The organism is Aestuariirhabdus haliotis, from assembly GCF_023509475.1.
GTDB classification, from domain to species: Bacteria; Pseudomonadota; Gammaproteobacteria; order Pseudomonadales; family Aestuariirhabdaceae; genus Aestuariirhabdus; species Aestuariirhabdus haliotis.
Genome location: NZ_JAKSDZ010000024.1, coordinates 16,433 through 42,315 on the forward strand (window position 1 = coordinate 16,433; position 25,883 = coordinate 42,315).

Annotated in this window: 24 protein-coding genes; 15 read left to right on the forward strand and 9 right to left on the reverse strand. The window is 54.0% G+C overall.

Annotated elements, in window-relative coordinates; genetic code table 11:
- Positions 1 to 93 precede the first annotated feature (93 nt).
- The 3 genes from MIB40_RS13265 to MIB40_RS13275 all read left to right on the forward strand — a co-directional run bounded on the left by MIB40_RS13265 (position 94) and on the right by MIB40_RS13275 (position 3,039).
- On the forward strand, positions 94 to 1,563 hold the full coding sequence (locus MIB40_RS13265; protein ID WP_249695053.1) for a C13 family peptidase: 1,470 nt from the start codon (positions 94 to 96) through the stop codon (positions 1,561 to 1,563).
- Entirely contained in the window at positions 1,560 to 2,564 is a 1,005-nt protein-coding gene (locus MIB40_RS13270; protein ID WP_249695055.1) for an asparaginase, read from the forward strand. Before MIB40_RS13265 ends, MIB40_RS13270 begins: the two co-directional genes overlap by 4 nt.
- A gap of 127 nt (positions 2,565 to 2,691) precedes the next feature.
- On the forward strand, positions 2,692 to 3,039 hold the full coding sequence (locus MIB40_RS13275) for a hypothetical protein (RefSeq protein ID WP_249695057.1): 348 nt from the start codon (positions 2,692 to 2,694) through the stop codon (positions 3,037 to 3,039).
- 82 nt (positions 3,040 to 3,121) lie between these two features.
- On the opposite strand, the gene MIB40_RS13280 is transcribed toward MIB40_RS13275, so the two are convergent.
- Entirely contained in the window at positions 3,122 to 3,577 is a 456-nt protein-coding gene (locus MIB40_RS13280; RefSeq protein WP_249695059.1) for a bacteriohemerythrin, read from the reverse strand.
- A 265-nt stretch (positions 3,578 to 3,842) separates the two neighbouring features.
- Here MIB40_RS13280 and MIB40_RS13285 point away from each other — a divergent pair, with 265 nt between their 5' ends.
- Positions 3,843 to 4,232: a DUF4870 family protein gene (locus tag MIB40_RS13285; RefSeq protein ID WP_249695061.1), complete on the forward strand. Its 390-nt coding sequence runs from the start codon at positions 3,843 to 3,845 to the stop codon at positions 4,230 to 4,232.
- Between the two features lie 20 nt (positions 4,233 to 4,252).
- A complete protein-coding gene (locus MIB40_RS13290) occupies positions 4,253 to 4,492 on the forward strand; it encodes a TIGR02647 family protein (RefSeq protein WP_249695069.1) in 240 nt (79 codons plus the stop codon).
- Between the two features lie 83 nt (positions 4,493 to 4,575).
- Here MIB40_RS13290 and msrB read toward each other — a convergent pair whose 3' ends face one another.
- Positions 4,576 to 5,778: a peptide-methionine (R)-S-oxide reductase MsrB gene (msrB, locus tag MIB40_RS19755; protein ID WP_249695071.1), complete on the reverse strand. Its 1,203-nt coding sequence runs from the start codon at positions 5,776 to 5,778 to the stop codon at positions 4,576 to 4,578.
- A 234-nt stretch (positions 5,779 to 6,012) separates the two neighbouring features.
- On the opposite strand from msrB, the gene MIB40_RS13300 reads away from it, so the two are divergent.
- From MIB40_RS13300 to MIB40_RS13335, 8 genes are all read left to right on the forward strand, one after another.
- A complete protein-coding gene (locus MIB40_RS13300) occupies positions 6,013 to 6,726 on the forward strand; it encodes a response regulator transcription factor (RefSeq protein WP_249695072.1) in 714 nt (237 codons plus the stop codon).
- Complete coding sequence (locus MIB40_RS13305; RefSeq protein WP_249695074.1) at positions 6,720 to 8,210, forward strand: sensor histidine kinase; 1,491 nt, start codon at positions 6,720 to 6,722, stop codon at positions 8,208 to 8,210. The genes MIB40_RS13300 and MIB40_RS13305 overlap by 7 nt, the downstream gene beginning before the upstream one ends.
- Positions 8,211 to 8,224: 14 nt before the next feature.
- Positions 8,225 to 9,142: a MaoC family dehydratase gene (locus tag MIB40_RS13310; RefSeq protein WP_249695076.1), complete on the forward strand. Its 918-nt coding sequence runs from the start codon at positions 8,225 to 8,227 to the stop codon at positions 9,140 to 9,142.
- A 33-nt stretch (positions 9,143 to 9,175) separates the two neighbouring features.
- Complete coding sequence (locus MIB40_RS13315) at positions 9,176 to 9,832, forward strand: LysE family translocator (RefSeq protein WP_319941672.1); 657 nt, start codon at positions 9,176 to 9,178, stop codon at positions 9,830 to 9,832.
- Between the two features lie 104 nt (positions 9,833 to 9,936).
- Entirely contained in the window at positions 9,937 to 10,374 is a 438-nt protein-coding gene (locus tag MIB40_RS13320; RefSeq protein WP_249695078.1) for a c-type cytochrome, read from the forward strand.
- A gap of 135 nt (positions 10,375 to 10,509) precedes the next feature.
- On the forward strand, positions 10,510 to 11,229 hold the full coding sequence (locus MIB40_RS13325; RefSeq protein WP_249695080.1) for a hypothetical protein: 720 nt from the start codon (positions 10,510 to 10,512) through the stop codon (positions 11,227 to 11,229).
- Positions 11,229 to 11,576 (forward strand): DOPA 4,5-dioxygenase family protein, encoded by a 348-nt coding sequence (locus MIB40_RS13330; protein ID WP_249695082.1) that lies wholly within the window; start codon positions 11,229 to 11,231, stop codon positions 11,574 to 11,576. Before MIB40_RS13325 ends, MIB40_RS13330 begins: the two co-directional genes overlap by 1 nt.
- Before the next feature lie 258 nt (positions 11,577 to 11,834).
- Entirely contained in the window at positions 11,835 to 12,932 is a 1,098-nt protein-coding gene (locus tag MIB40_RS13335; RefSeq protein ID WP_249695085.1) for a polyamine ABC transporter substrate-binding protein, read from the forward strand.
- A gap of 76 nt (positions 12,933 to 13,008) precedes the next feature.
- On the opposite strand, the gene MIB40_RS13340 is transcribed toward MIB40_RS13335, so the two are convergent.
- Positions 13,009 to 13,428: a hotdog fold thioesterase gene (locus MIB40_RS13340; RefSeq protein ID WP_249695086.1), complete on the reverse strand. Its 420-nt coding sequence runs from the start codon at positions 13,426 to 13,428 to the stop codon at positions 13,009 to 13,011.
- An 86-nt stretch (positions 13,429 to 13,514) separates the two neighbouring features.
- A complete protein-coding gene (gene rep / locus MIB40_RS13345) occupies positions 13,515 to 15,530 on the reverse strand; it encodes a DNA helicase Rep (RefSeq protein ID WP_249695089.1) in 2,016 nt (671 codons plus the stop codon).
- Between the two features lie 282 nt (positions 15,531 to 15,812).
- Here rep and MIB40_RS13350 point away from each other — a divergent pair, with 282 nt between their 5' ends.
- Positions 15,813 to 17,564 carry a putative bifunctional diguanylate cyclase/phosphodiesterase gene (locus tag MIB40_RS13350; protein ID WP_249695091.1) on the forward strand — a complete coding sequence of 584 codons (1,752 nt, stop codon included), beginning with the start codon at positions 15,813 to 15,815 and terminating at the stop codon, positions 17,562 to 17,564.
- Between the two features lie 277 nt (positions 17,565 to 17,841).
- On the opposite strand, the gene MIB40_RS13360 is transcribed toward MIB40_RS13350, so the two are convergent.
- On the reverse strand, positions 17,842 to 19,338 hold the full coding sequence (locus MIB40_RS13360) for a YifB family Mg chelatase-like AAA ATPase (RefSeq protein WP_249695093.1): 1,497 nt from the start codon (positions 19,336 to 19,338) through the stop codon (positions 17,842 to 17,844).
- A gap of 191 nt (positions 19,339 to 19,529) precedes the next feature.
- Between MIB40_RS13360 and MIB40_RS13365 the strand changes: the two genes are divergently transcribed.
- Entirely contained in the window at positions 19,530 to 20,351 is an 822-nt protein-coding gene (locus MIB40_RS13365; RefSeq protein ID WP_249695095.1) for a substrate-binding periplasmic protein, read from the forward strand.
- 114 nt (positions 20,352 to 20,465) lie between these two features.
- On the opposite strand, the gene MIB40_RS13370 is transcribed toward MIB40_RS13365, so the two are convergent.
- From MIB40_RS13370 to MIB40_RS13385, 4 genes are all read right to left on the reverse strand, one after another.
- Entirely contained in the window at positions 20,466 to 21,065 is a 600-nt protein-coding gene (locus tag MIB40_RS13370; protein WP_249695097.1) for a hypothetical protein, read from the reverse strand.
- A 320-nt stretch (positions 21,066 to 21,385) separates the two neighbouring features.
- Positions 21,386 to 24,094: an arsenate reductase (azurin) large subunit gene (locus MIB40_RS13375; RefSeq protein WP_249695099.1), complete on the reverse strand. Its 2,709-nt coding sequence runs from the start codon at positions 24,092 to 24,094 to the stop codon at positions 21,386 to 21,388.
- Between the two features lie 13 nt (positions 24,095 to 24,107).
- The gene (locus MIB40_RS13380) at positions 24,108 to 24,701 is read right to left on the reverse strand and encodes an arsenate reductase (azurin) small subunit (protein ID WP_249695101.1); all 594 of its coding nucleotides are present in this window, start codon (positions 24,699 to 24,701) and stop codon (positions 24,108 to 24,110) included.
- Positions 24,698 to 25,876: a cytochrome-c peroxidase gene (locus MIB40_RS13385; protein WP_249695104.1), complete on the reverse strand. Its 1,179-nt coding sequence runs from the start codon at positions 25,874 to 25,876 to the stop codon at positions 24,698 to 24,700. The genes MIB40_RS13380 and MIB40_RS13385 overlap by 4 nt, the downstream gene beginning before the upstream one ends.
- Positions 25,877 to 25,883 lie beyond the last annotated feature (7 nt).

The window sequence follows — 25,883 nt, forward strand, 5'->3', positions numbered from 1 at the left end:
TCAAAATCGATGTTAAGGATAAGGTCGTTGCGGCTGGGCAAAACGCGCGATCTGTGATGCACTAGCGCTCTTGGAATACTCAGGAGTTAAGCAATGGGCAAAGGAGTGCGGGGCTTGATCGACAACCTGTGGATGGGTTGGTGTTTGTTGTCGCTTCGTCCGCTCAGTCAGGCCAGATTAGCGCTTTCAATCGATCAGCTGATTGCCTTGCTGGCGCTGGATCTGGTGTTACAGATTGCCAGTGAATGGTGGCAGGCACCAGCAGCGGCAGAATTCAACAGTTGGTCATTGCTCTACAATGCCAGCAGTTGGGTGCTTTTGGGCTTGTCTGCCTGGCTGGTCACCCGTGTATTGAGGCACCCTGAGCAGCTGATGCGAGTGCTGGTGGGGGTAGTGGCACTGCTCCCTTTCCTGCAGCTGTTGCAGTGGTTGGCAAACCTTGCGGGTGAGTCGGCGCTGGCCTTTGACGCATTGCCCCTGTTGGTGATGATCGTAGCGTTGTTGGCGTTATGGTTAGCGCCTGCTCGGCTGCTGCATTTCTATGGCGTGGGACCCTGGCGGTCACTGTTGGCTAGCCTGTCTTTGTTGCTGTTATGGCTCCCGGTGGGTTTCAGTTATGCCCCCTACCAAGGGTTTTGGCTAGAGCCGTACGATGACTCCTATGTCGAGGCGCCAAGCCCATATGCCCCGCTGGATGAAGAAACCCTGTTCTCGTTACAGCCACAACGCCTGGAAAACAGTCTTGAGCAATTGAAACCCCAACGTGCGGGTGTCACTGATCTGTATTTTCTGGCTTTTGCACCCTATGCCGAACAGGATGTCTTTCTCAGTGAAATCAATATTATTCGCGCACTAATGGAGCGACGTTTTGACACTGAAGGGCGCTCATTGTCGTTGGTTAACCATCGCGATACCTTTATGCAGCAACCCCTGGCCACTGTGACCAACTTGCGTCTGGCGCTGCAGGCCCTGAGCCAGGTGATGGATCCGGAAGAAGATGTTCTGGTGCTGTATCTGACCTCTCACGGTTCCCGGGATCATGAGCTGGCCGCCGAGTTTGGCCAGCTGCCTTTGACCCAGTTAACGCCATCGTCGCTGTCGGAGTTGCTTGAGCAATCCGGGATTCGCTGGCGAGCCGTTATGGTGTCGGCCTGCTTTGCGGGAGGTTACCTGCCGACGCTAATCAATGACAACAGTTTTGTTGCGGTGGCGGCGGCGGCCGATCGTACCTCATTCGGTTGCGGTAACGACAATGATATGACCTACTTCGGTAATGCGCTGTTTCGGGAACAGCTCAGCACCGAGTTTTCCCTGGCCACGGCGATGGAGCAGGCGCAGCGCTCGATACTGGCCCGCGAACAGCGTGAGGAATTAACACCATCGCAACCGGCGTTCCACCTGGGAGAGTCTATGGCCGACAAGTGGCAGCAGTTGGCAAAACGCCTGCAGCACCAGAAATGGTTGGCCTGCGAACCTGAAACAGCTAGCCCGTCCACGGCCGAGGGAGCAAGTCTGAACCCGGTCTGCGATGACCTGAACAACGAAGCGAAGAGGTTGAAATGACAACGAATCCGACTCTGGTAGAGGTGGTCCGTGGCGATATTGTTGAGAGTCGTCATGTTGGTCGTGCGGTGGTAATGGATGCTCAGGGGCAGGTGCGCTGGAGTTGTGGTGACATCGAAGAGTTAACCTATCCGCGTTCGGCTCTTAAGGCGTTTCAGGCCTTGCCCATGGTGGCCAGCGGTGCTGCCGATCGATACGGTTTCAGCGATCAACAATTGGCCTTGGCATGCGCCTCCCATAACGGAGAAGTCTCTCACCATGACTGCGCGGCGGCCATGCTGGAGCAGTTGACATTGGATGCCGAAGACCTGGAGTGCGGTTGGCATTGGCCGATGAGTGACGTCGCGACCCGGGAGCTGGTTGCCCAGGGTATTACTCCCGACGCCTTGCATAACAATTGCTCGGGCAAGCACTGTGGCATGCTGGCGCTGGCTAGCCATCAGGGTTGGCCTACCCGGGGTTATGTGGAACTGGATCACCCGGTCCAGCAATCGATTCGTAAGGCCATTGAAGTCTGCTGGGGAGTGGATCTGGAACGGGCCCCGGTTGCCCTCGATGGTTGCAGTGCGCCCATCTGGGCGGTTCCGCTGCGAGCCCTGGCGCAGGGTTTTGCTCGCTTGGCTGCCCCCGCCTCCTTGCCTGATCAATATCAGGCCGCCGCGACCCGATTGCTCAACGCCTGCCTGCAACACCCTTGGTACGTCGCGGGCAGTGATCGTTTCTGCAGTCGGTTGATGACCGAGCTGGGTGATCAGGTGTTTGTAAAATTGGGCGCAGAGGGTGTCTATGTGGCGGCTATCCCGAGCAGAGCCTTAGGGGTGGCGGTGAAGGTGGATTCCGGTGATATCAAAGCCGTCGAAGTGGCGATTGCCAATGTGCTGGCCAGGTTGGGACTGCCCGTGAGCGGAGCCTTCACCCGCCCGGATATTCGTAACCGCAAACAACGATTGACCGGACATTACCAGGCGGCCACAGCGTTGAGCAGCCCTCTGGCGCTCTGAAGCGAGTGGGGGGTGAACATCGCAGGCCTCCAGATCGCTGATCTTGTGAAACCGGTGGCGGACACTGGGAACTCCAGTGCCATAGGAGTATGCTAGCGGGTTGATGATATTTTAGGCAGTGTCCACCGTGAAACACCCACCGAGTAAACAAGAGATGCGTCAGCAACTGCAGCGAGAGATGGACGCCTTTCTCTCCGGTGGCGGCCAGGTGGATGAGATTCCCCGCGGGCAATCGGCGATTGCTCCCGGTGAGATACCCCCCGGGATGAGTCGCAGCATTCCGTCCAGTGGTCCGAAAAGCAAGCGTGAATCCTTGCTGCATGTGACCCAGGCGATTGACGAACGGCGGCGCCTGAAAGCCGAGAACAAGCGCCGTGCAACACCCCTGAAAACTAATCGCAGTCCGCGCAAAGTGCCGGTTTACGACGACTTCGGTGAAGTGATTCGCTGGGAGTGGCGGGCTCCCAAAGAATAAGGCCGAAAACTTTGATCGTAGCAGGCCTCATGACCTCCTGTGCCAAGGGGGCATGGCGCCCGCTGATCCGATCAGAGGTGCCTTAGCCAAAGAAACGGTGCAATGAACGGGATAACCAGCCCTCGTGTTCGTGCCTCATTTTGCGCTGGTAAGCTTGCACGGTCTGAACGTAATCACCGTCTTCGCTCTGGATATGATTGATCAACCATTTGCGCAGGGTGATCAGCAACTCTTCGGCCACGTCCTGGCCCTCTTCGTGACGTTTGGCAAAGCGATCTACCCGGCTAATGAAGAGTTCGTGCACTTTTTTGTGCGGGGCGCAAAATGAGTAGCCAGCCTGCTCCATCAGGGCTTCCTCGAAGGCAAAATGGGAGATTGTGTAGTCCACCACCTCGTTGATCACATCGCCGACTTTCGACCGACTGTGTTTTTCGTGGGCGTCCTGCAGTTGGTTGATGTAATAAACGATCCGCTTGTGTTGCTCGTCGATGACCTCAATGCCTGTGTCCAGTTCGCTGAGCCACTGTAATTTTTCCATCGTATTGTCCTTTTTCCGGGGTCAGCCCATCGACCATGGGACGACCTGTTCCTACTGAGTTCTCTGGCGGCTCACTATAGGTAGGCTGAAGAGTCGTTGTTTTGATATATGTTAATTTTTCTGGAAGTAAGATGAGAAAAAAATCATATGAAGTCGGAAAGCTTTTGGTTGCAGATGGGCTCACAGGACACTGATTTGGAGCAGTTACAATTCTCTATTGGCACTGCTACAGTGATTGTTTTAGAAACCGTGCCGGGGGCACGCTATGAGCGATCAACGCCAACCTGATTTTCCCAAAGATGCCCGGTTTGTTATGGACCCGGTTTCTCCCGATGAGAGTAAGCGCCTGACGATTATCTATGCGCTTTATGCGGCTTCGTTCTTTGTCGGCATCACCTTTTTTGCTGCTTTATTGCTCAATGTGCTGTGGAAGCCCGAGTTTCGCAGCGAGTTGTCCCGCATTCATGCGCGATGGCAGCTGCGCAGCGGCCTGTTTGCCTTGCTGTGGGGGGTGATAGGCGGCATCAGCCTGTTATTTCTGGTGGGTTGGCTGATTATTGGGCTGGCAGGTATCTGGTTGATTTATCGCCTGGTGCGGGGTTGGTTGGCGTTATCTGATCAGCAGCCCCCCAAACCCGGGTTTGGTCTATCTTAATAGGATCCAAGGAGTAGAGAATGCCATTATCAACAAGTTTGTATGAAGAGATTCGACTGTTATTGCAATTCAGCCCGGACAGTGCGCAGGAGGGTATCAAGGTGCATCATGAGGCGGCCCAGGAATTGGTGGATGCCGCCCAGAGATTATTTGACAAGGGTTTGATCGACAGACACGACGGTGGCTATTTGACGGACCGTGGGCTAGAGGCGGTACAGCACGCACGGTCGTTGATCGGCCTGTTGTCGAAGGAAAGCTGAGTCCTGTTGCCAGTTGGAAAACGGGCCGCAATCTAGCGGCCCGTTTTGGTTTTCTGATAAGAACTCCCATTTGGTGTCATGCCTTATTGGAACAGAGAGGCATATTGTGAGTAACCCTCTTCTTCGAGTTTGTCTTTGGGGATAAATCGCAGTGATGCGGAGTTGATGCAATAACGTAGACCGGTTGGCGCTGGACCGTCGTCAAAGACATGGCCCAGGTGAGAGTCGGCGTATTTGCTACGCAGTTCGGTACGAGGCATAAAGAGTTTGTAGTCGGTTTTTTCGACAATCAGCTCTTCATGAATCGGCTTGGTAAAGCTGGGCCAGCCGGTTTTGGAATCGTATTTGTCGGTCGAGGAAAACAGAGGCTCACCGCTGACGATATCGACATAGATACCCGGCTGTTTGTTATCCCAATATTCGTTGCGATAAGGCGGTTCTGTACCCTCTTCCTGAGTCACTTTGTACTGCATGGGTGACAGGGACTGTTGTAATGATTCCTTACCTGGGCGTACGAATGTTTTAAAGTCCTCAATGCCGAGCTCTTTTTTCATGGCGGTCATTTTTTTATCAGACATCGCGTCGGTAGTCATCGAGCTCGAGGTCTCCATGTTCGACGTTTTCATCACAGTGCCAGGCGTGTATTTGATCTCCTCGCCCCAGACCTTCTCCAGATACTGGTCACGACCCGAGTTGTAGCGATAGTACTTATAACGGATCGGGTTATTGCTGTAATAGTTCTGATGGTAATCTTCGGCGGGCCAGAATTTCGATGTTGGCTGGAGCATATCGGGCAAAATCGGTTGTTCAAAACGTCCCGACGCGTTCATCTGTGCGATCGATTGTTCTGCGGCGACTCGCTGTTGTTCATTATGGTAAAAAATAAAAGGACGATACTGATAACCGCGGTCGACAAACTGGCCCTTGCCATCGGTGGGATTAATCTCCCGCCAGAATATTTGCAGCAGGTCTTCGTAGCTGATGAGGTTCGGGTCGTAATGCACCTCGATCGCTTCCACATGGCCTGTTTTACCGCTGGAGACCTGTTTGTAGGTCGGGTTTTCGGACTGACCGCCGATGTAACCTGAGATCGCCTCGTTAACACCAGGGTATTTTTCAAAGGTGGATTCGGTACACCAGAAGCACCCGCCAGCGAAGGTAGCAACATTGGCAGAAGCGGACATGGGGGAAGCCGTTTTCATATCACTCTTGTCGGATTGAGTACTGTAAACGGTGCCGGCGATCAAGAGTAAAGCCGCGGCGGCCAGGCTCATCAGGGTTTTCATAACGCTCTCCAGTTTGCAGGCTGAATCAACCTGTTGTGTTCAGTGTGCCCAAGCCATCTTCGTGTGAAAAGTGTCGAGGCGGCGGTTTTATTGAATCATGACATCTCGTGACAATTTCGTGATAACTTCAGGCACAAGGCCCAGCATACTGGCAGGTACGATGAGTCATAAGCATTGGTTCACTGGCTGCAAGCATTCCTGCCAGTCAGGCACTCGAAGAGCGAAGAGGCGTTGATGAGCAAACGAATTCTGGTGATCGAGGACGATCCCGATATCAACAAGCTGGTGGCGATGAGTCTGGCGGATGCCAATCACAACGTCGATTGCTGCAATGACGGGGCAGAGGGATTGCAGCGTGCGTTGCAGCATGACTATGCGTTGCTGGTTCTGGACCTGATGCTGCCAGGGCTTGATGGCCTCGAGGTATGCCGTCGCTTGCGCGCCGAGCAGCGCACCTTGCCCATCCTGATGCTGACGGCACGGGATTCGGAAGCCGACCGAGTGGTGGGGCTCGAGTTGGGAGCCGATGATTACCTGACCAAGCCTTTCTCGGTGCGCGAATTGCAGGCGCGTGTCAAAGCCCTGCTGAGGCGCGTTGAAATGCTCAGTCAGCGCTCCGAGCCAGAAGCGCTGGAGATTGTGATTGGCCAGCTGGTTATCGATCAACAGCGACGCCGGGTTACGGTGGGCGGACAGGAAGTGGAATTGACGGCGACCGAATTCGATCTGTTGCTCTATCTGGCTCGTCAGCCGGGTAAGGTTTTCAGCCGTACCGAACTACTGGATGCGGTCTGGGGCTATCAGCACAGTGGTTACGAGCACACGGTTAATTCTCACATCAATCGGCTGCGCAACAAGTTGGAGGCCGAACCCTCAGATCCCCGTTATGTGCTGACGGTTTGGGGCGTGGGTTACAAGCTTTGCGAAACCGCAGGTGCGCCATGCTGAAGCGCTTCTCGACCTTTTACAGCAAGTTGTCGTTGGCCTTGCTGGTCAGCTTCTTGCTGCTGGTCGTGCTTCTGATGGCGTTGGCCCAGCAACTCACCCGCACCTATCAGGACGAAGTAGAGCAGCGTTTGCACCGTGATCTGGCGCGCCATATCGTGCAGGATAACCCGCTAATTCGTGGCGGCGAAATCGACCAGCAAGCTCTCAAGCAAAGCTTTCATTCGATGATGATTCTGGGCCCCAGTTTCGAATTCTATTTATTGGGTTCGGCTGGTGAAGTTATCACTTACTCGGCGGATAAATCCCGAATCAAGAGGCAGTCGGTCAGCCTCGAGCCGATTAAGGCCTTTCTTGGGGCTAGCCGAATGTTGCCCATTATGGGGGATGATCCCCGCTCACTGACTCGACAGAAAGTCTTTTCGGTGGCTGAGATTCGTGATGGTGACCACTTGATGGGTTACCTCTATATCATTATTGGCGGTGAGGTTTACGATGACCTGACGGCGCTGCTGGAGCAGAGCCATATCGTCAAGCTGGGGGTCTGGGGGGCTTTGGCGGCACTGGCCTTTGGCTTATTGGTGAGCCTGTTTCTGTTTGCCCTGCTGACTCGCCCACTGCGCCGACTGTCCCGGGAAATGACCCAGTATCGCCAGCGAGGTTTTGATCAGGTTTTGCCCTCATCCGAGACATGGTCGGCGGATAGCCTGGATGAGATCGAACGCCTGGGCGCGACCTTTAACGAGCTGGTGTCTGTTCTGGAACAGCAGTATCTGAGGGTTAAGGGCAGTGACGAGCTACGCCGTGAACTGGTGTCTTATATATCCCATGACCTTCGCACGCCTTTGGCGGCGTTGCTGGGCTATCTGGAAACCTGGCAGATTCGCCATGGGGAGACGGAAGGGGCTGAACTGGTGCGGGTTGCGCTGGAGAATGCCCAGCGGGTCAGTGCGCTGGTGGAGCAACTGTTCGAGCTGGCTCATCTCGACAGTGCCGATAGCCGAGTGCATCCGGAGCCGGTTGCCATCGCCGAACTGGCACAGGACCTGTTGCAAAAACTGGCCCTTGCGGCCGAGCAGCAAGGCATCAGCTTATCGGTAGAGCCCAGAGACCCCTCCCTGCAATTGATGGCGGATATAGAAAAGCTGGAGCGAGTGCTGACTAACCTGCTTGACAATGCCATTCGCCACTGTGAGTCGGGCGACCGGGTTTGGGTGGAAATTGAACCGGTTGCCGGGGGGATGCGCGTTAGCGTCTGCGACAGTGGACGGGGCATAGCCGAAGAAGATTTGCCGCATATTTTCGACCCCCATTATCGAGGGGCCAGCGCCGTCACAGGCCGGCTGGGAAACAGCGGTTTGGGGTTGGCCATCAGTCGGCGAATATTGCAGTTGCATGGCAGCGATATCGATGTGGAGAGCGTGGCAGGACAGGGTAGCCGCTTCTACTTTGTGTTACCTTTGCCTGCTTATAAACAGCAGAAATAAGGAAACCACTGCCGGTGTTGTTAGCTTCTATGCCCTCTTTGGCTCCCCTGTTTGCCCGGGCGTTACTGGCGCGCGGCAAGAAGGGGGCGTTGCCTTCCTCGATGCCTGAAGGTCGGATCCGGGTCGAAGACGTTCGAATCGATTCGTCACATCTTCACAACTATCGCACTCTGGTTGGGGCCCCGGAATCAACCGTCGCGGCGGGCGGTGCGTCGCTGCCGATCTGTTATCCCCACCTGCTGAGCTTTCCCTTGCAGTTGAAACTCCTTGTCGCACCCGATTTTCCCTTGCCATTGCTGGGGTTGGTGCATCTGAGAAACCGTATTCGGTTGCTTGGCCAGCTTGATGTACATCAGCCACTGGCGATTGAATGTTGGCTAGGTGAGCAGCGAAGCACCGAGCGGGGGCTGGAGTTTGATCTATGGACCCAGGTCGAACAACAGGGACAACCATTGTGGCAAAGTTGCAGTGTGAATCTGTATCGTCAGGGATCTGCTGGAGAAACCTCTACCGGCAGCTCTACCAGAGCCTCACAGCGCCGGCCGGTCTCTCCCCTGGCGACCACAGAATGTTGGTCCTTAGCCGCTAACCTGGGCTGGTTATACGCTCGCAGTGCGGGTGATTTCAATCCGATTCACTTGCACCCCCTGAGCGCAAAGCTGTTTGGCTTCCCTCGCGCTATCATCCATGGCATGTGGAGTAAGGCGCGTTGTTTGAGCCGGTTGCAGCCCTTGTTGGATAGCCTGGGCACCAAGTTGGAAATAGAGTGCGATTTCAAAACTCCTGTGTTTCTGCCTGGCCAGGTACTGATGAGCTGGCAAGAGGAAGGCGAGGCAGGTATCGCATTTCTGTTGCAAGATGGCGAAGGCGTTAAGCCCCATCTGCAAGGCCGAGTGAGATCGCTTGCAGATCCGCTGATGGATGCTGTTTGATGATGCGAACTGCGGAAGCAATAGCAAGGTTGAGTGAAATCAGATGAGAATATTTATGATGAAACAGGAACGGGTGTTATGACGCTGGCGGCCTGGTTGGCATTGGTAGGCGTCTGCCTGCTGGGGGCTATGTCTCCCGGTCCCAGTCTGGCGGTGGTGTTGCGACATACGGTCAACCATTCTCGCTCCCATGGTATTGCGGTGGGGGTGGCTCACGCTCTGGGTGTGGGCTGTTACGCATTATTGTCCGTGACCGGGCTGGCGGCACTGTTTGCGCTCTACCCCTTTGGTCAGCAGCTGTTGGGCTGGGCGGGCGCCGTTTATCTGGCCTGGCTGGGTGTGAAATCCTTGCGCAGTGCTGGTTCAGTGGGTGATGAGGTGGCGGAGGCGACCGCACAGAGCTGGCAGCAAGCCGCACGGGATGGTTTGATGATCTCGTTGCTGAATCCCAAGCTGATGATCTTCTTTGTCGCTCTGTTCAGTCAGTTCATACAGCCGGATACCTCCTGGTGGGTGGCGCTGGTTATGGTGCTAACGCCAACGCTGATTGATGGTGGCTGGTATTGCCTGGTAGCGGTGGTGCTGTCGCGTCAATCGATATTGGAGAGGCTCAAGGCACAATCGGTGCTGATTGACCGTATTACCGGAGTGTTATTGCTGATTGTGGCGTTGCGGGTAGTGACTCTCTAGCAGGCTGCTTTGTGGTGGGTAAAGAATGGTCTATAATCGCCCCTGCAAAATTTCTACATGATCAAATAATGGTCAGAACCAATAACCGATGAGGGGGAAGCCGCGTGGCTTTAGCAATCGAGATGTTCAAAAAAAGTGTCCTTGGCGCACTCTGTATCGTGGGTTTGATGCTGGCTTCCGTAAGCCAGGCAGACGAAGCCATTGCCGAACGCATTAAGCCGGTTGGTGAAGTCTGTGTGCAAGGCGACCCTTGTGCCAGCGCCAGTGTCGAGACGGCCAGTGCTGGTGCCGCAGGCAAGAGCGGTGACGCAGTCTATAATGCAGCCTGCGCGGCTTGTCACGGTTCCGGTATTCTGGGCGCGCCCAAGAAAGATGACAGCGACGAGTGGAAAGCTCGTGAAGCCAAAGCCGGAGACTTTGCCGCTTTGCTGGCCAGCGCCATCAAGGGCGTTAACAGCATGCCGGCTAAAGGCGGCTGCAGTGCTTGTAGCGACGACGAACTGGCCTCAGCCATCGAGTACATGAGTGGCCTGTCCCGCTAGTTTCTGATCGCACAAAAAACCTCCCCCGGAACGGCTCCGCGGGAGGTTTTTTTATGTCTGGAAGGTTCACAAAAATAGCGTTACGGTCAGAATATGATAACGCCGGGTATCGTTTATATGGCTGAGGTGGGCTCGATGACCGCAGATGAGTATTCGCAAAGCATTGATTGGGATGAAATCTACGCGGCCTTTCATGATCCAGAATCCGTCGCTCGACGAATTCTGGGGGAGCTGGATGGAGGTGCCGGACCGGTACTATTCTGCGGATTTCCGGCCGTAGCAGCCTATCTGGCTGAGCAAGTAGAGCTTGTTTTTATCGATAGCTCGCGAGTGATTACAGAACGAGCCCGGTGTCGGTATCCAGCGCTGTCATCCATTATTACGGGGGATGTGATGGAGGTGCTCCGGTGCCATCCTGCGAAGCAGGTTGTCATCTCGGGTCGGTTGTCGGCATTTTGGCAGGATCAGCAGAATCTTGAAGAACTTGCCGCCGCCTTAGGATGTTTTGAGCGCCGCTGTGTACTGATCGATTTTTTTGATCGGGACGCTATCTATTCCAATCTGGAAGTCCATTTCGAACAACCCCGATGCCAGGGGAAGGAGAGGGGTAAATGGTTGTTTAACCAGATCAGTAAGGTGTCGCCGGCTGTCCCGGCTATCTACAGGGCGAATCTCCAGGTAACTTATAATGTCGGATCTACCCGATGCAGTTATGCAACGACTCGAGCGTTTTTTTCCAAAGCAGATATCGATGCTTGGTGTCAGCGGCGTCTACCTGACTATCAGACCCTGTTGTCGCCGCCTCTGTTAGAGAATGATCTGGGCTTTCTTCTTAAACTGATCGGGAGAACCTGATGCGCCCCGTTAAACGCCATAAGGCATACCATGCTCATGTTTACTTCGATGAAAACAGTAAAAAAGTAGCTCGGACTTTATGTGATACGGTGGCTACAGAATTTGTCGTTTCGGTTGGCCGTTTTCATGAGCGCTGTGTTGGGCCGCATACCCGTTGGAGCTGCCAGATTGCCTTTTCCGACAAGGTGTTTGATGAACTGATTCCCTGGCTGGATGCCGAGCGAAATGGCTTGAGTGTTCTTGTACACGGCATGACCGGCGATAACCTGAAAGACCATACCGAATACGCCTATTGGCTGGGTACACCGGTCGAGTTGAAGCTGGATGGTTTTCGCGCGGATACCTAGTCCAGGCTGTTGGTGTTCGTCTGCCAGGTCTCTGGTATGAAAATTAAAGCCGGTCAGGTCGGCGAATTGATATGCATCGATACAGCCGGGAATTCAATAGCCATCAGACAAACTGGCGGTGAATTTCAGAGAGATTCGAAGCGTTACAAAATGAGCTAAGCTGAAAGAGTTTGCCAAACAGGGGGCTTTTCCCATGATCAAATTCTGCTACTCTGCGGCCCCTTATCTCTATAAACCACCCACCAAGGAAGCCAATTCATGCCGGTATTGAATCGACTCTGTGCCCCCCTGCTGATAGCGCTGTTTTCTGCATCCCAGGTTTGGGCCGAAGGCCAGGTTAATGTTTATAACTGGAATGATTATATAGCCGAAGACACCATTGCTAATTTTCAGAAAGAAACTGGCATTAAGGTTGTTTATGACGTCTTCGATGCCAATGAAGTTCTCGAAGCCAAGTTGCTTACCGGGCAGTCCGGGTACGACCTGGTGGTGCCTTCGGATAACTTTATGGCCAAGCAAATAACGGCCGGTATTTATCAGCCGCTCGATAAAAGCAAGTTACCTAACCTTAAGCACCTGAATCCCAAGCTGATGTCGGAGCTGGCTGAGATTACCGATCCCGGAAATAAATATGGCGTGCCCTATATGTGGGGAACGACCGGGATTGGTTACAATCCGGAGAAAGTGAAAGCGGTTCTGGGTGAGGATGCCCCGGTGGATAGCTGGGCGCTGATTTTTGAACCCCGCTATATGGAAAAACTGGCGACTTGCGGGGTCAGTTTTATGGATTCTCCCGATGAGATGATGCCCCTGGCGCTGAACTATCTGGGCCTCGATCCGAATAGCCTGAGTGCAGCGGATTACGATAAAGCCGCCGAGTTGATGCAACAAGTTCGACCCTATATCAGCTACTTCCACTCATCCAAATACATTGCTGATCTGGCCAATGGAGATACCTGTGTTGCGGTTGGCTGGTCGGGAGATGTCTTGCAGGCAGCAGACCGTGCCGACGAAGCCGGTAACGGTGTCATGGTGGCGTACAGCATACCCAAGGAAGGTGCCCCGATCTGGTTTGATATGATCGGTATTCCCAAGGATGCGCCCAATGTAGAAAATGCTCACTTGCTGATTAATTATCTGCTTGAACCTGCAGTAATGGCCGAGATCGTGGATTATGTTGCCTATGCCACGCCTAACGATGCGGCTATTGCCCTGGTGGACGAGGACATTCGCAATGACCAGGGTATTTTTCCTGGCCCCGAGGTGATGGCCAAGCTGTATCTGCACAAGCCGTTGTTGCGCAAGCTGGAACGCAAGCAGACAAGGCTCTGGACGCGTTTGAAATCGGGTCAGTAAGACGTTCAGTGTTGTGGTAGAAAAAAGGGCCTGGATGCAGGCCCTTTTTTGATGGATGACCAGGGCAGGGGTCGTCTCAGGCTTTGAGTACTGCCATGGTGAGCCTGGAGATACAGACCGACTTGCCTTTATCGCTTTCCATGCGGATCTCCCACACTTGGGTAGAACGACCAACGTGAATGGCTTTCGCGGTGCCGGTCAAGGTTCCCGAGCGCAGGCTCGACAGGTGGTTGGCATTGATCTCAAGACCAACACAGTAGTGACCCGCTTCGGCGGCCAGATTCGCCGCCGTGCTGCCCAGGGTTTCCGCCAATACCACCGAGGCGCCGCCGTGAAGAATACCCATGGGTTGATGGGTGCGGGCATCGACGGGCATGGTGCCCACCAGATAATCGTCGCCCAGCTCGGTCATTTCGATGCCCAGATGACGAACCAGAGAATTTTCCGATTGACGGTTTAGCTGGTCCAGCGTGGAGGTTTTTTTCCAGATACTCATAATGGCTCCTTAATATCGTCCGCCGATTCAAACAGGAAGGCGGGTGTCGGGCAATCGCTCCAAGGAATCAGTTTTGGGGGCCAGCGTTACTCCCGGTTGAGTAACTGGCGCATGGCATCGAGATGACTGTTGGCGTTGGCTTGTTTCTGCTCGGGACTGGCCGCTTCGCCCCAGCCTTCACGAAGCAAATCTTCCGGGGGCAGTTCGTCGAGAAAGCGACTGGGCGTCGTGTCCATCACTTCGCCATACTGCTTACGCATTCCGGCCAGGGTCATGGTCAGGGTTTGTCGGGCGCGGGTGATGCCGACGTAGGTCAAGCGCCGCTCCTCTTCGATATTATCTTCCTCAATGCTGGTGCGATGGGGCAGGAGTTCCTCTTCCATGCCCACCATAAAAACGTGGGGGTATTCCAGACCCTTGGAGGCATGCAGCGTCATTAGCTGCACGCGATCGGCATCGTCTTCCTCCTCCTGGCGCTCCAGCATATCCCGTAGCACAAGGCGGGCGATGGCATCTTCGAAGCTGATCTCTTCGTCCTCAGCTTTCTCGAGGGTTTGCTGCAGCGATTCCAGCAGGAACCAGACATTGCCCATGCGCTTTTCGGCGATCAGTTCATTACTGCAATGCTGGGATATGTAAGATTCGTAGTCGCAGTCATAGATCATCTCGCGGATAGCGGCGATGGGGTCATCCTGGTAACAGCGCTTGGCAACGGCTTCGATCCATTCGGCGAAACGGCGCAGCTTCTCCAGGTGACGGCCGGTGACAAATTGCTCCACGCCCATTTCGGTGATCGCTTCAAACAGGCTGACATGCCGCTCGTTGGCGTAATTGCCCAGTTTCTCCAACGTGGAAGGGCCAATCTCCCGGCGTGGCACATTGACGATACGCAGGAAAGCGTTGTCGTCGTCACGGTTAATCAGCAGGCGCAGATAGGCCATGATGTCCTTGACCTCGGCGCGGGAGAAGAAGGAGGTGCCGCCATTGATATGGTAAGGAATCTGATGGTGCTGGAGTTTTAATTCCAGTAAGCGTGACTGGTGATTGCCGCGGTATAAAATGGCGTAGTCGCGATACTGGGTGGCCTGCTTGATGCGTTGGCTAACGATCTCGGTGGCCACCCGTTCCGCTTCCGCCTCATCATTTCGGCAACGCAGGACACGGATTTCACTGCCCATGCCGAGTTCGCTCCAGAGGCGCTTTTCAAACACGTGGGGGTTATTATCGATCAATGTGTTGGCGGCTTTCAGGATGCGGCTGGTGGAGCGATAGTTCTGTTCCAGCTTGATCACTCGCAGCGAGGGAAAGTCCTCTTGCAGCTGGACCAGATTCTCCGGCCGAGCGCCGCGCCAGGCATAGATAGACTGGTCGTCATCCCCCACCACGGTGAAGCGAGCGCGCTGTCCGACCAGCTGTTTGACCAGCAGATACTGGCTGGCGTTGGTGTCCTGATATTCGTCGACCAGCAGGTAGCGAATGCGGTTTTGCCACTTCTCCAGAATATCGGGACGGCTCAGGAACAGTTTTACCGGCAGCAGGATCAGGTCATCGAAATCGACCGCATTATAGGCTTTCAGGGTTCGGTCGTAATGAAAATAGACCCGGGCGGCCACTTCTTCACTAGGCCCTCGGGCATTGGCCAGCGCCTGCTCGGTGCTGACCATATCGTTCTTCCAGTTGGAGATCATGTGCTGGATGATATCGATCTGTTCATCTTCGCCCTGATCGTCCTTGAGCATCAGGTCGCCAATCAGGGTTTGCGCATCCTGGGCGTCAAAAATGGAAAAGGTGCTTTTGTAGCCCAGGGCGAGATGCTCTTTGCGGATAATGTTCAGACCCAGATTATGGAAAGTAGATACAGTCAGTCCTCTGGCAGCCGAGCCTTTAACCAGCTTGCCGACCCGCTCTTTCATCTCTCGGGCCGCTTTGTTGGTGAAGGTGACGGCAACGATGTTGTTGGCCCGATAACCACAACTCTGGATCAAATAGGCGATCTTGGTGGTGATCACGCTGGTTTTACCGCTCCCCGCCCCGGCCAGTACCAGCAGGGGAGAGTCGATATAGTGCACGGCTTCGTGCTGGCGTTTATTCAGGTGGTTCACAGGGCATCAGGGTTGCATCACAGGGCGCGCTATTCTAGCAGATGCTCGGGTGATAGCAGAGTCGTGCGGTTGATTGGGCGCAAGCTACCTGCATTGGATTCGTTAGTTATTTAAAGTAATTTTTATTATTCACTTGTATCAGTTTGTTTGTATTGAAAAAAAACAACCCTATGAGGTATGGTGTCGGGCCTGGATTGGTTGTAAGAACTGGCGAGGAGCGCCGGACTGTTGAAATTGTACAGAAATTGACCGTAGTAAGGTGGCTTCTGCCCGGATCCTATTATGCCCTCCGCTCTTAGCCTGTTGTTGGTAAGCACCGACCAGCGCCAATTTAGCCTATTGCGCAAACTGCTTGCCAGCCATTCAGTGACCCATCGTTATCAACTTTACTGGTGCCCTTCGATTCAGGGGGCTATCGCACATCTGCGTGAGCTGAGCACCGATCTGCTATTGATTGACGAAACGGTGGTGGATGCCGATGGCGGCTATCTCACGCTTCCCCTGGATCATCTGGTCAGGCCCTGTCCCGTTATTCTGTTAGGTGAAAACATGGGATCGGAACCGCCGATCCATGATCGTTTGGTTATCGAACAGTTATCCTGGGCACAAATTAACGCGGAATTATTGTCCAGGGTGATCCGATACAGCTACGACTTGAATCTATGCCGGCATAAGATGCAACGGCAAGTTCAAAACGATCCATTAACGGGGTTACCCAATCGCTTCCTGTTCCGAAACCGGTTGCAGCGAGCCATGGATCGTGCCGATCGCGATGGTACCGGCTGTGTCTTGATAGGCCTCGATATAGATGGCTTCAGAAAAGTGAATGAGTCTTACGGTCATATGCTGGGTGATCGCCTCATCCAAACCGTGGCCGAGCGTTTGCTGGGCAGTGTTCGACGCACCGACAGCGTTGGCAGGACATCGGGCGACGAGTTCGCGATCATCCTTGAGCGCACGTCGAATTCCACCGAAGTGCTGCGGTCGGTTAAAAAAATTGTCGCTGCTCTGGCGGAACCCCTTGATCTGGAAGAACACCAGGTCTCGGTCTATTGCAGTATTGGTATCTGCAGTTATCCGGACGGTGCCGACGATATAGCGAGTTTGGTGAATAATGCCGAATTGGCGATGAAGGAAGCGAAGAAGCAGAAGGGCAATAGCTATCAGTTTTATAGCGATGAGTTCAAGGCAGAGGCGGTTAGTTTACTGCACCTGGAATCTGAACTCAGGCGTGCCATTCGCCTGAAAGAGTTACGCGTTCACTACCAGCCTCGTATTGATGTGAAGACCGAGCGTGTAGTCGGAGTGGAAGCCTTGGTGCGCTGGCAGCATCCTAGTCGGGGTCTGTTATCGCCGATGGAGTTTATTCCCCTGGCCGAAGAATGCGGCTTGATTGTTCCGCTCGGCTATTGGGTGTTGCATCAGGCGTGCCTCGACATGGGGGTATTGGCCAGCGCCGGATTTGACCAGCTGCACGTTGCGGTCAATCTTTCTTTTCATCAATTTAATGATCAGAAGTTGCAGAGCACTATCAGCAATATCGTTAGGCATTGCTCGGCCGATGTTTCTCGTTTGGAATTTGAGCTGACCGAAACCGCCGTTATGCAGGACCCTGCCGGTGTTATGGAAAGCATGCAAAAACTGAGTCAACAGGGTATACAGTTTTCCCTGGATGATTTTGGTACGGGCTATTCCTCTTTTTCACATTTGCAGGAATTGCCGATTCAGACCCTGAAAATTGATCGAAGCTTTATTTCAAATTTGCAGAACAATGATGATAATCAGGTGATTGTCCGGGCCATGATTAGCCTGGCTCATAAACTGAATCTCAAGGTGGTCGCCGAGGGCGTGGATCATCTTTCCCAGGCCGAATTTCTCAACGCCGAGAGCTGCGACCAGATACAAGGGTTTCTCTACAGTAAACCCATTACCTTGAACTCTCTGATGCAACTTCTGGGTAACGACCAAAAGATAAAACGTCGTTTACGGGGGATGCCTGTCAGCTTGCAATCTTCTGGAATGGTCCAGCATTGAGCGTCAAAACCACCGCTTGTGAACAGCCAAATAGCCGCTAAACCGAAGTCGATCGCGCTTCAGCCGTTGATAAGAAAATGCATGCCAATGCTAGCGAAGTAGCCGATCGCGATCGCCGGTGTCCATTTCAAATGTGACATCAAGGTATAATGCCCTTTGACGGTGACCCCCGCCGCAGACCTAACGGAGAGCAAGCTGCCACCCACTCCCCAGGAGCCGTACAGGGTTTCGGACGCCAGGGTTAACCAGCCCGCGAACGATGCAGCGTGAAAATCAATTATAACCTGTCGAGCTGTCGATAACTGACGGCCTCTTCAATATGAGTTTTTAACACTTTTTCTGTTTTTTCCAGATCGGCCAGAGTGCGAGCCATTCGCAATATGCGGTGATAAGCCCGACCCGATAAACCCAGTTTCTCAATGGTCTGCTCGAGAAGTTGGCTTTCCGGTTTACCCAGTCCGCAGACTTCCATTAACTGTCGATTATCCAGAGAAGCATTGGAACAACTCTGCCTTTCCTGCTGCACAATATGGCTGGCATAAACCCGCTGGCGAACTTCGCTGGAAGGTTCGCCATGGTAACCTTCCAGTTGGGCAAGTGTGCTGGCGGGCAGACGTGTTACCTCGACTTGCATATCGATGCGATCCAGTAACGGGCCGGACAGTTTTTGGCGGTAGCGATTCAGTTGGGCCGGAGAACAACGACAGGGTCGGTCCCGATCCCCCAGGTAACCACAGGGACAAGGGTTCATGGCGGCCACCAATTGAAACTGTGCCGGAAACGTCACTTGTCGAGCGGCACGGGAAATTACGATCTCGCCCGATTCGAGAGGTTCGCGAAGCACTTCTAATACGCGACGTTCAAATTCGGGTAGCTCATCCAGAAACAGAACGCCCTGATGAGCCAGGGAGATTTCCCCCGGGCGCGGATTGCCGCCACCGCCGACCAGTGCGGCGGAAGAGGCACTGTGATGGGGAGAGCGGAAGGGACGCTGACCCAGTGCCAATGGCTGGCCATTGACAATGGAGTACAGGTTGGCGACCTGCAGGGCATCTTTACGAGCTAGAGGTGGCAATATGCTCGGCAGACGGCTGGCCAACATGGTTTTTCCAGTACCGGGAGGGCCATAGAATAATAGGCTATGCCCCCCGCTGGCGGCTACTTCCAGAGCACGCTTGCCCTGAAACTGACCCACAATATCGGCCAGGCAGGCGGCTCCGTATGTTTCATAGTCGGGTATGGGAGGGCACGCCCCCAACGGTTTGTTTTGTATCAGAGAATCGCATAAGGCGAGTAGGTGCTGTGAGCAAACAATGCGAGTTGATTGCAATAATGCGCCTTCTGCTGCGTTGGCTGTTGGAATCACCATTGTTCGATCTGAGATTTCGGCGGCCATCATAGCGCTTAACGAACCGGAACAAGGTCGCAGTTCGCCAGACAGGGCCAACTCGCCAATAAATTCATATTGCGATAAATCAACACCGGCTAACTGATCTGAGGCCGCGAGTATGCCCAGGGCAATGGGTAAATCATAACGACCACCTTCTTTCGGCAGATCGGCCGGGGCCAGGTTAATGGTGATGCGTCGTGTGGGGAACTGAAAGCCGCTATTGAGTAGGGCGCTACGTACCCGATCCTTGGCTTCCTTGACTGAGCTTTCGGGTAGCCCAACAATCGACAGCGAGGGCAAACCGTTGGAGAGGTGAGTCTCTACCGTCACCAAAGGAGCGTCTACGCCAACCCGGGCGCGGGTGTAAATAATTGAGAGCGACATAAACCTTCCCTGGTTATCTGTTGCTGAAGAGTTGCCAGTATCCGCTGGCATGGTAAAAAGTGTAGCACAGCGACAGAATCTTGAACGCGGCGCCAGGCTGTGAGCGAGCTGAATTGAAATCAATGTAGTGCCGCTTAAAGGGTGCTATAGATAAAGGAAATGGTCGGTTTCAAATAGCCAAGTGAGAGACGATGAAGCTTCTAAAGGGCGTCCTGTGCGTTGTTGTTTTATTCTCCGGGATAGCCCTGGCGGAGGAGCGGGTCAGATTGGCCGTAGGAGAGTGGCCGCCTTATGTGTCCCAGACCTTGCCACATTATGGCTTCGCCAGCCATTTAACCACGGAAGCCTTTGCCGCAGTTGGTGTAACCGTTCAATACGATTTCTTTCCCTGGAAACGAGCCTTTGAATACGCTCGGAGAGGGCAAGGCTTAACGGTGGGGGTCTGGCACGGAACCTTGCCATGGGTCTACAGCGAAGCGCGTGCCGATGATTTCTTGTACAGCGATATCGTTGTTACCGATGATGAAGTCCTGTTTCACCTGAAAAGCGAGCCACTTCAGTGGAAAACGCTCGAAGATTTGCAAGGGAAAATTATCGGCGGAACCCTTTATACCATCTACCCGTTATTAGACGCGGCCGAGCGCATGGGTATAGTACAGATGGAAAGGCTGGGTGATTACGATGTTCTGTTTAATCGGCTGTTAATGAAACGTATCGATGCGATCCCTCAGGTCAAGCGAGTGGCCGATTTCTATTTCAAACAATCTCTTTCGCCGGAGCAGCGCGACAAAGTCACTTATTCGCCAACGCTCGTGCAACGCAGAGAATATTACCTGATGCTGAGTAAAAGTATTGGCAGTAATCAGCAATTATTAGAGCGCTTCAATGAAGGGTTGCGCCGACTTAAAAAGAGCGGTCGTTATGACGAGCTGTTGCAACAGTTAGAGGCGGGTGTCTACGATCACCCGATAGAATCCGACTGTGTAGAGAGCTGTACGACTGATGAAAACTAGCGTGTTTTATCCGCCTCATTCGCAGTCATAGGATTGTTAATGCCGACCCGTAAAATGCACACCCATTTATTTGGGCGTGCATTTTTTGTGGTAAACAACGGACTTTCGATTGAATTACAGCGCGCTCTTTTTACGGGTCATTCGAATGCCCGCAAGCCCCAGTAACATTAATGCGATAGAGCTTGGGATGGGGATTGATTTAACACCACCACCCGTTGCACTCACCGAGAGGTTTTGAGTTTCAGTCCAGGCTTGTTGAATCAGGGCAACCGTGCCGGAAGTGCCGTTGTCCCAGAAAACACTGAACGTGGCGTTAGCCAGCGAAGTACCAACTGAATCAATGGGGGAGCCGACTACATTCAGTGGACTGAGAGAGAGAATAAGGTCTATATCGAGGCTGCCAAAGGTAAAGGTTGTTCCTGGTGCTACAGATAATCCGTCAAAGGTGACGGTTTGGAAAAAGTTAGGGTTGGATAAGAAGTTGGATGCAGCCCCACCAGCGGTTCTCCGATCCCAGCTGGCGATGCCGTTGGCGGCCGTGCCCAGATCATAAACAATCTTGCTGATATTGGCGCCGCTGTTTGAGTTGTTCGAGACATTGCCTCGCTGGATAAATGAGCTCAGTGACACATCCGCCATAGGGGCGGCGCTGGCAAAACCGGATAAGCTGAATGCCAGCCAGGCAAGGGAAAGACACAGGGACTGCTTTAGCATACTTAACTTCCTTTCTTTATATTACACATCGGATTAGTCCATTAAGTGCTAACAAGCAGAATGCTTGCCATAAAAATAAAGATTTTATAAATCATATAGTTACAAGGTTGGGAGTAAATGCCGGGCGTATGTCTGTAAAATTTTTCGACACTTGATTAGGTCGATGGGCAGGAGGTGGGGGGCGATATGGTACTCAGGCATGCGGGATTCCAAGGCCGCCCAATCCTCGGGCTGATGAGTGAACGGTGATCTCTATGCAAAAAAGGGTAAGCGAAAAAAGGGGCCTCGCGGCCCCTTGATCTACCTTTAGCCTCTAAGGGTTAGGTGGTTGGGTTGATGTTACGTGGCGCGAAGGAGAAGCTACGGAACTCATGCTTGTACTTCGATTCACCGATCTTTTTGATCTGGGCAACCCCCATCTTGTAGTTATAGTTACCACTGATGTTGTCCACCACGCGAGCCGACAGCGAGTTACTGGGCTGGCGCATATCCAGCATGTTGGCGTACAGTGAACCCTTCTTGGTCACCGGAGTTACGATCGCCACGGCGGTCACGGCGGCCTTACTGAGCTCGATATGCCCCCGCTTCATCAGCTCAGCGAACTGGAAGTTATTACCTTCCACACCGATCAATGTGTCCTTGAAACCGGGCACCCGATTGGAATACATCATCACCTGGTCACCGGACTCGATACCACGAGCCTTGGCGTCATCGGGATGAATTTCTACCCAGTTCTCCGGCCAGCGTTGCGTGGTGTAGGGGCGACGTTCGATATCGTCGAAACCGGACTGCCAGATCTCGTTGATACGACCGTTACTGAACCAGAGCTCATCACCGGTTGGCTTCAACCACTCCCAGAGATCCGAGAACAGGCTCCATGGATGCTTCTGGATGTTCACCTTACCGGTCTGGCTGTTGAAGTGGGTCAGCTGCTTCTTCAGCGTGTTCTGGCCGATGGGGCCATTGGCTAAACCTTTCTTCTCCAGCTCGGCATCGGTCAGGGTGGTATCGTGCAGACGCTTGGTACCGACCAGCTCACCACTCTCGTAGTTGTAGAACACCGGACCCTGGATACCGTCGGTGCCAAACTCAGCCATCTTCTGATGCAGGGTTTTACCCTCTTTATGAGCGGCGACCTTGATCATATGGAAGTCCTTACGGCTACCACGACTGAAACGTGAGGCTTCTTCGGCGACGTCGTTGGAGTTCTTCCAGTCGAAGCCATCAAAGCCCATACGCTTGGCCAGTTGTGCGATGATCCACCAGTCAGGCTTGGCGTTACCAGGCGCGTCGTAGAACTTCTGGTACAGACGCAGACGGCGTTCGCCGTTGGCCCGCATAAAGTCCTCTTCCCCCCAGGTAGCGGCCGGGAACACGATGTCGGCAAAGTGCCCGCCAATGGGTTCACGCAGGTAGATATCCTGGTTGATCACCACCATACCGCCGGAGTCGGCCCGGGCTTTCAGGGTGTCGATGATCTCCTGCTTGTTGTAACTGCGTACCTGATAGGGGTTGGCGGTTACCAGTTCCCAGAACTTGCGTTGCAGTCCTTGCGAGCCACTCATGGCCTGAATCCAGGTGGTACCTATGACGTGTGCCATACGGGTATGACCGGAATAGAGCCAACGGTCCGTATCCAGTGAACGACGGCGACGGCCAGGTACCTTCTCTGGCGACTTGTTGCGCGGGTAACTGCCGCCTTTCTGGCCGCCACGCTGGTGGCCACCGAGACGACCCACAACCTGACCGGGACGACCGCCAGCACCGACGATGGTCGCCAGGGAGCTGATGGCGTTGGTATTACCGGTGTTGTTGGACCAGTAGAAGCCTTTCTCGATCGCAACAGAGGCCTTGACACGAGAGCCGTCCGCCTTGGGTTTGGCCAGCATCTCGGCGGCCTGGTAGATCTTGTCGACATCGATATCAGCGACCTTGGCCGCGTAAGACGGATCAAATTCATCCTGACCCAGGTTCCACTTCTTGTAGTCTTCGTAGCCGTTGGTCTGGAATTTGCCCCAGGTAGTTCGCCACTGCCAGGGCGTATTTCGGGTGCCCTGACCGAAACCGGAAGAGCTTTCCCATTTACTGTTGACCCATTGGCTGATCCAGTCGCTGTCTTCCCAGCCGTTTTCCATGATGACTCGAGCAATCGCACCCACTACCAAATTGTCGGTACCGGGCAGGATATCCAGGTGCAGGCCGCCGTGCTGCTTCATGAATGCGATACCGGCCGTTTCACGAGGGTTCAGGCAGATCGTTTTCATGCCGCCACGAATCGCCGGCATCATGTGCTGGGTAAACAGAATGGTTTTGGTTTCGTAGGGATCGGTACCGCAGATCATCAGGGTATCGGCACCCGCCCAGTCGTCATAACTGGGGCCGAAGTTATCAAAACCTGCATCACGGAATCCCGGCGTCGAGGTGACGTCAGACGGCGTATCGTGGAAGGTGAAGTTCGGCGTATTGACGTGGCGCATCGCGTACTTGGTGATGGCATAGGTGTTCTCGATGTACTGGTAAGAGTACGTCTTCACACCATAGGCGGCGTCGCCATGTTTCTCACGCACGTAGTTGCCGACTTCGGCGGCGATATCCAGAGCGAACTCCCAGGTGACGGGCTGTAGTGTACCGCCAATACGTACCATCGGGTTAAGCAGACGGTCGCGGGTCGGGGTTTGCGGGTTGTAGACCTTGGAGGCCAACAAACCACCGCGCATACTGGAATCGCCATTGGTGTTAACGTACTTGGTATCTTTATCAGGCACGATAACCACTTTGTGTGGCTCGCCGTTATGGATCACAACGTTGTGCTGTGTTGGCGCGACCCAGCTTTGCAGAGCGTGGCTCGGGAAGTCGACACCAAAGGCGTTTTCAGACGCCTTGGGGCCGCCATCACCGGACGCCGCCGGCCAACGGTAGACCTTGTAGCCGCAAGCGACGATGCAGTAGTCACAGGCGGTGGTAATGACTTCCGCATGCTTGGGGGGCAGCGGCGCGTGATCTTCGGGTAAATAGTAATTAGTAGCCATGTTTCATGCCCTCCTAGCCGCTCACCAAGTTGTGGTTTCTGCCGAATAACAAGCCCAGCATGCCCACCGCGTAAACTTCGTCACCCTGAATTTCCAGCAACACCTGGGGCAGGCTCTCATAGGCCTGACCCGATACGATGATGCCGTGGCGACGCAGGTCGAACAGCGACAGGTGGAATGGGCACTGTCCCAGGGTGCGGTGCTCATCGGTGGCACGATAGGTGTTTTGCAACGGGCCACCCTGGTGGGTACACATATAGCTGAAGGCAACGATATCCTTGTCGGAACCCACACCACCACCGGCCTGAACGCCCATCTTGGCGATCATGCACTGGGTTTGTGGGCCGTCATCGGGGTAGTTGAAATCAATCGGCTTATTGGTTTTCAGCTCGCTCAGGTTGGCCACCTTTTTACGGGGATAGCTGACAACGCGGGCATTCATATTGGCCGCCTGTGCCGTACCGGGGAACAGGTTAACGCTGATCACACTGGCCGATACCGCCGCGGTGCTGCTGTACATCAGGAAGTTACGACGCGACAGCATGCACTTGCCATGTTCCTTCGCGGTTTCCTTATCCGTCTTTTTCGCTTTTTTGAAAAGGCTCATTTGGTGGCCTCCATTAACTGTTCTTTGGTAAATAGTGGTGCGTAAGGCGGCATCTTGGGGGTATCCATGGTGATCCTGTCACCGGAGAAACCTTCGATAAAGGCCACCAGATCATCCACTTCAGATTCGCTGAGGTTCAAAGGCTGGATCAACTGGCTCTTGGTCTCTGGGAACTCTGTGGTGCTGCCGTCGGCCATCTTGCCGCCGCGGTTATAAAACTCGACCACATCCTTGAGAGTCGCCACTGTCCCGTTATGCATATAGGGCGCCGTATACTTTGTATAACGCAGAGATGGCACACGGAACTTGCCTTGCTGTGATTTGATCTTGCCGCGGAAGTACAGACCAGGATCGCCTTTCAGCTTGCGGTAGGACTCCTCGTAGGAACCCTTGGCGTAGAGTTCGTAGCGGAAAGTGATCTGGCGCAGGGCGTCGGTTTCCCAGGTTTTGTTGGCCGGTACACCGATGTTGTAATAGGCCTCGTTGGTTGCCAGCGCACCACTGTGGCACTGGATACAACCGGCTTTGCCTTCAAACAACGTCTTTCCGTTCAGTTGCTGCTTGCTAAGCGCCTTCTTATCGCCTCGCAGGTAGTTATCAACCGGGGTATCGGTTTGCACCAGGGTACGCTCGAAGGCGGCGATCGCCATCCAGGCGTTGCCCACCTTGGGCCACTGGTCGCCAAACACATCCTGAAAACGCTCACGATATTCCGGAATCAGCGCCAGGCGCGCTTCCATGATGTCGTTTTCACCGTTACCGGCTACAGCACCCTTGGCGGCACTCTTGGCCTGTTTTTCCAGAGAGTTAGCGGAGCCCGCCCAGAACAACTTGCCGTAGTACGCCGAGTTGATAATGGTTTGGCTGTTACGCCAGTGGACGGTGCCGGGATAGCCCAGAGAGATATCGGCAGGCCAGTCCCAACCGGCGGAAGGCAGGTGGCAGGCTGAGCATGCGGTAGAACCGTCACCGCCCAGACGACCGTCGAAGAACAGGATTTTACCCAGTTCAATTTTGGCCTCGGTTTGTTTGTTATCGGGTGGAATAGGCGGCTCGCCGAGTGGTGCTAAAGGCGCAGGTGCCATCGCAGCGCTGGCGCTGATTGCGATGAGCAGGCTGGATCCCGCCAAGGTAGTTGCCAGGCGCTTAAGACTGGCTTTCTTGATGATGTTCATAGAATCC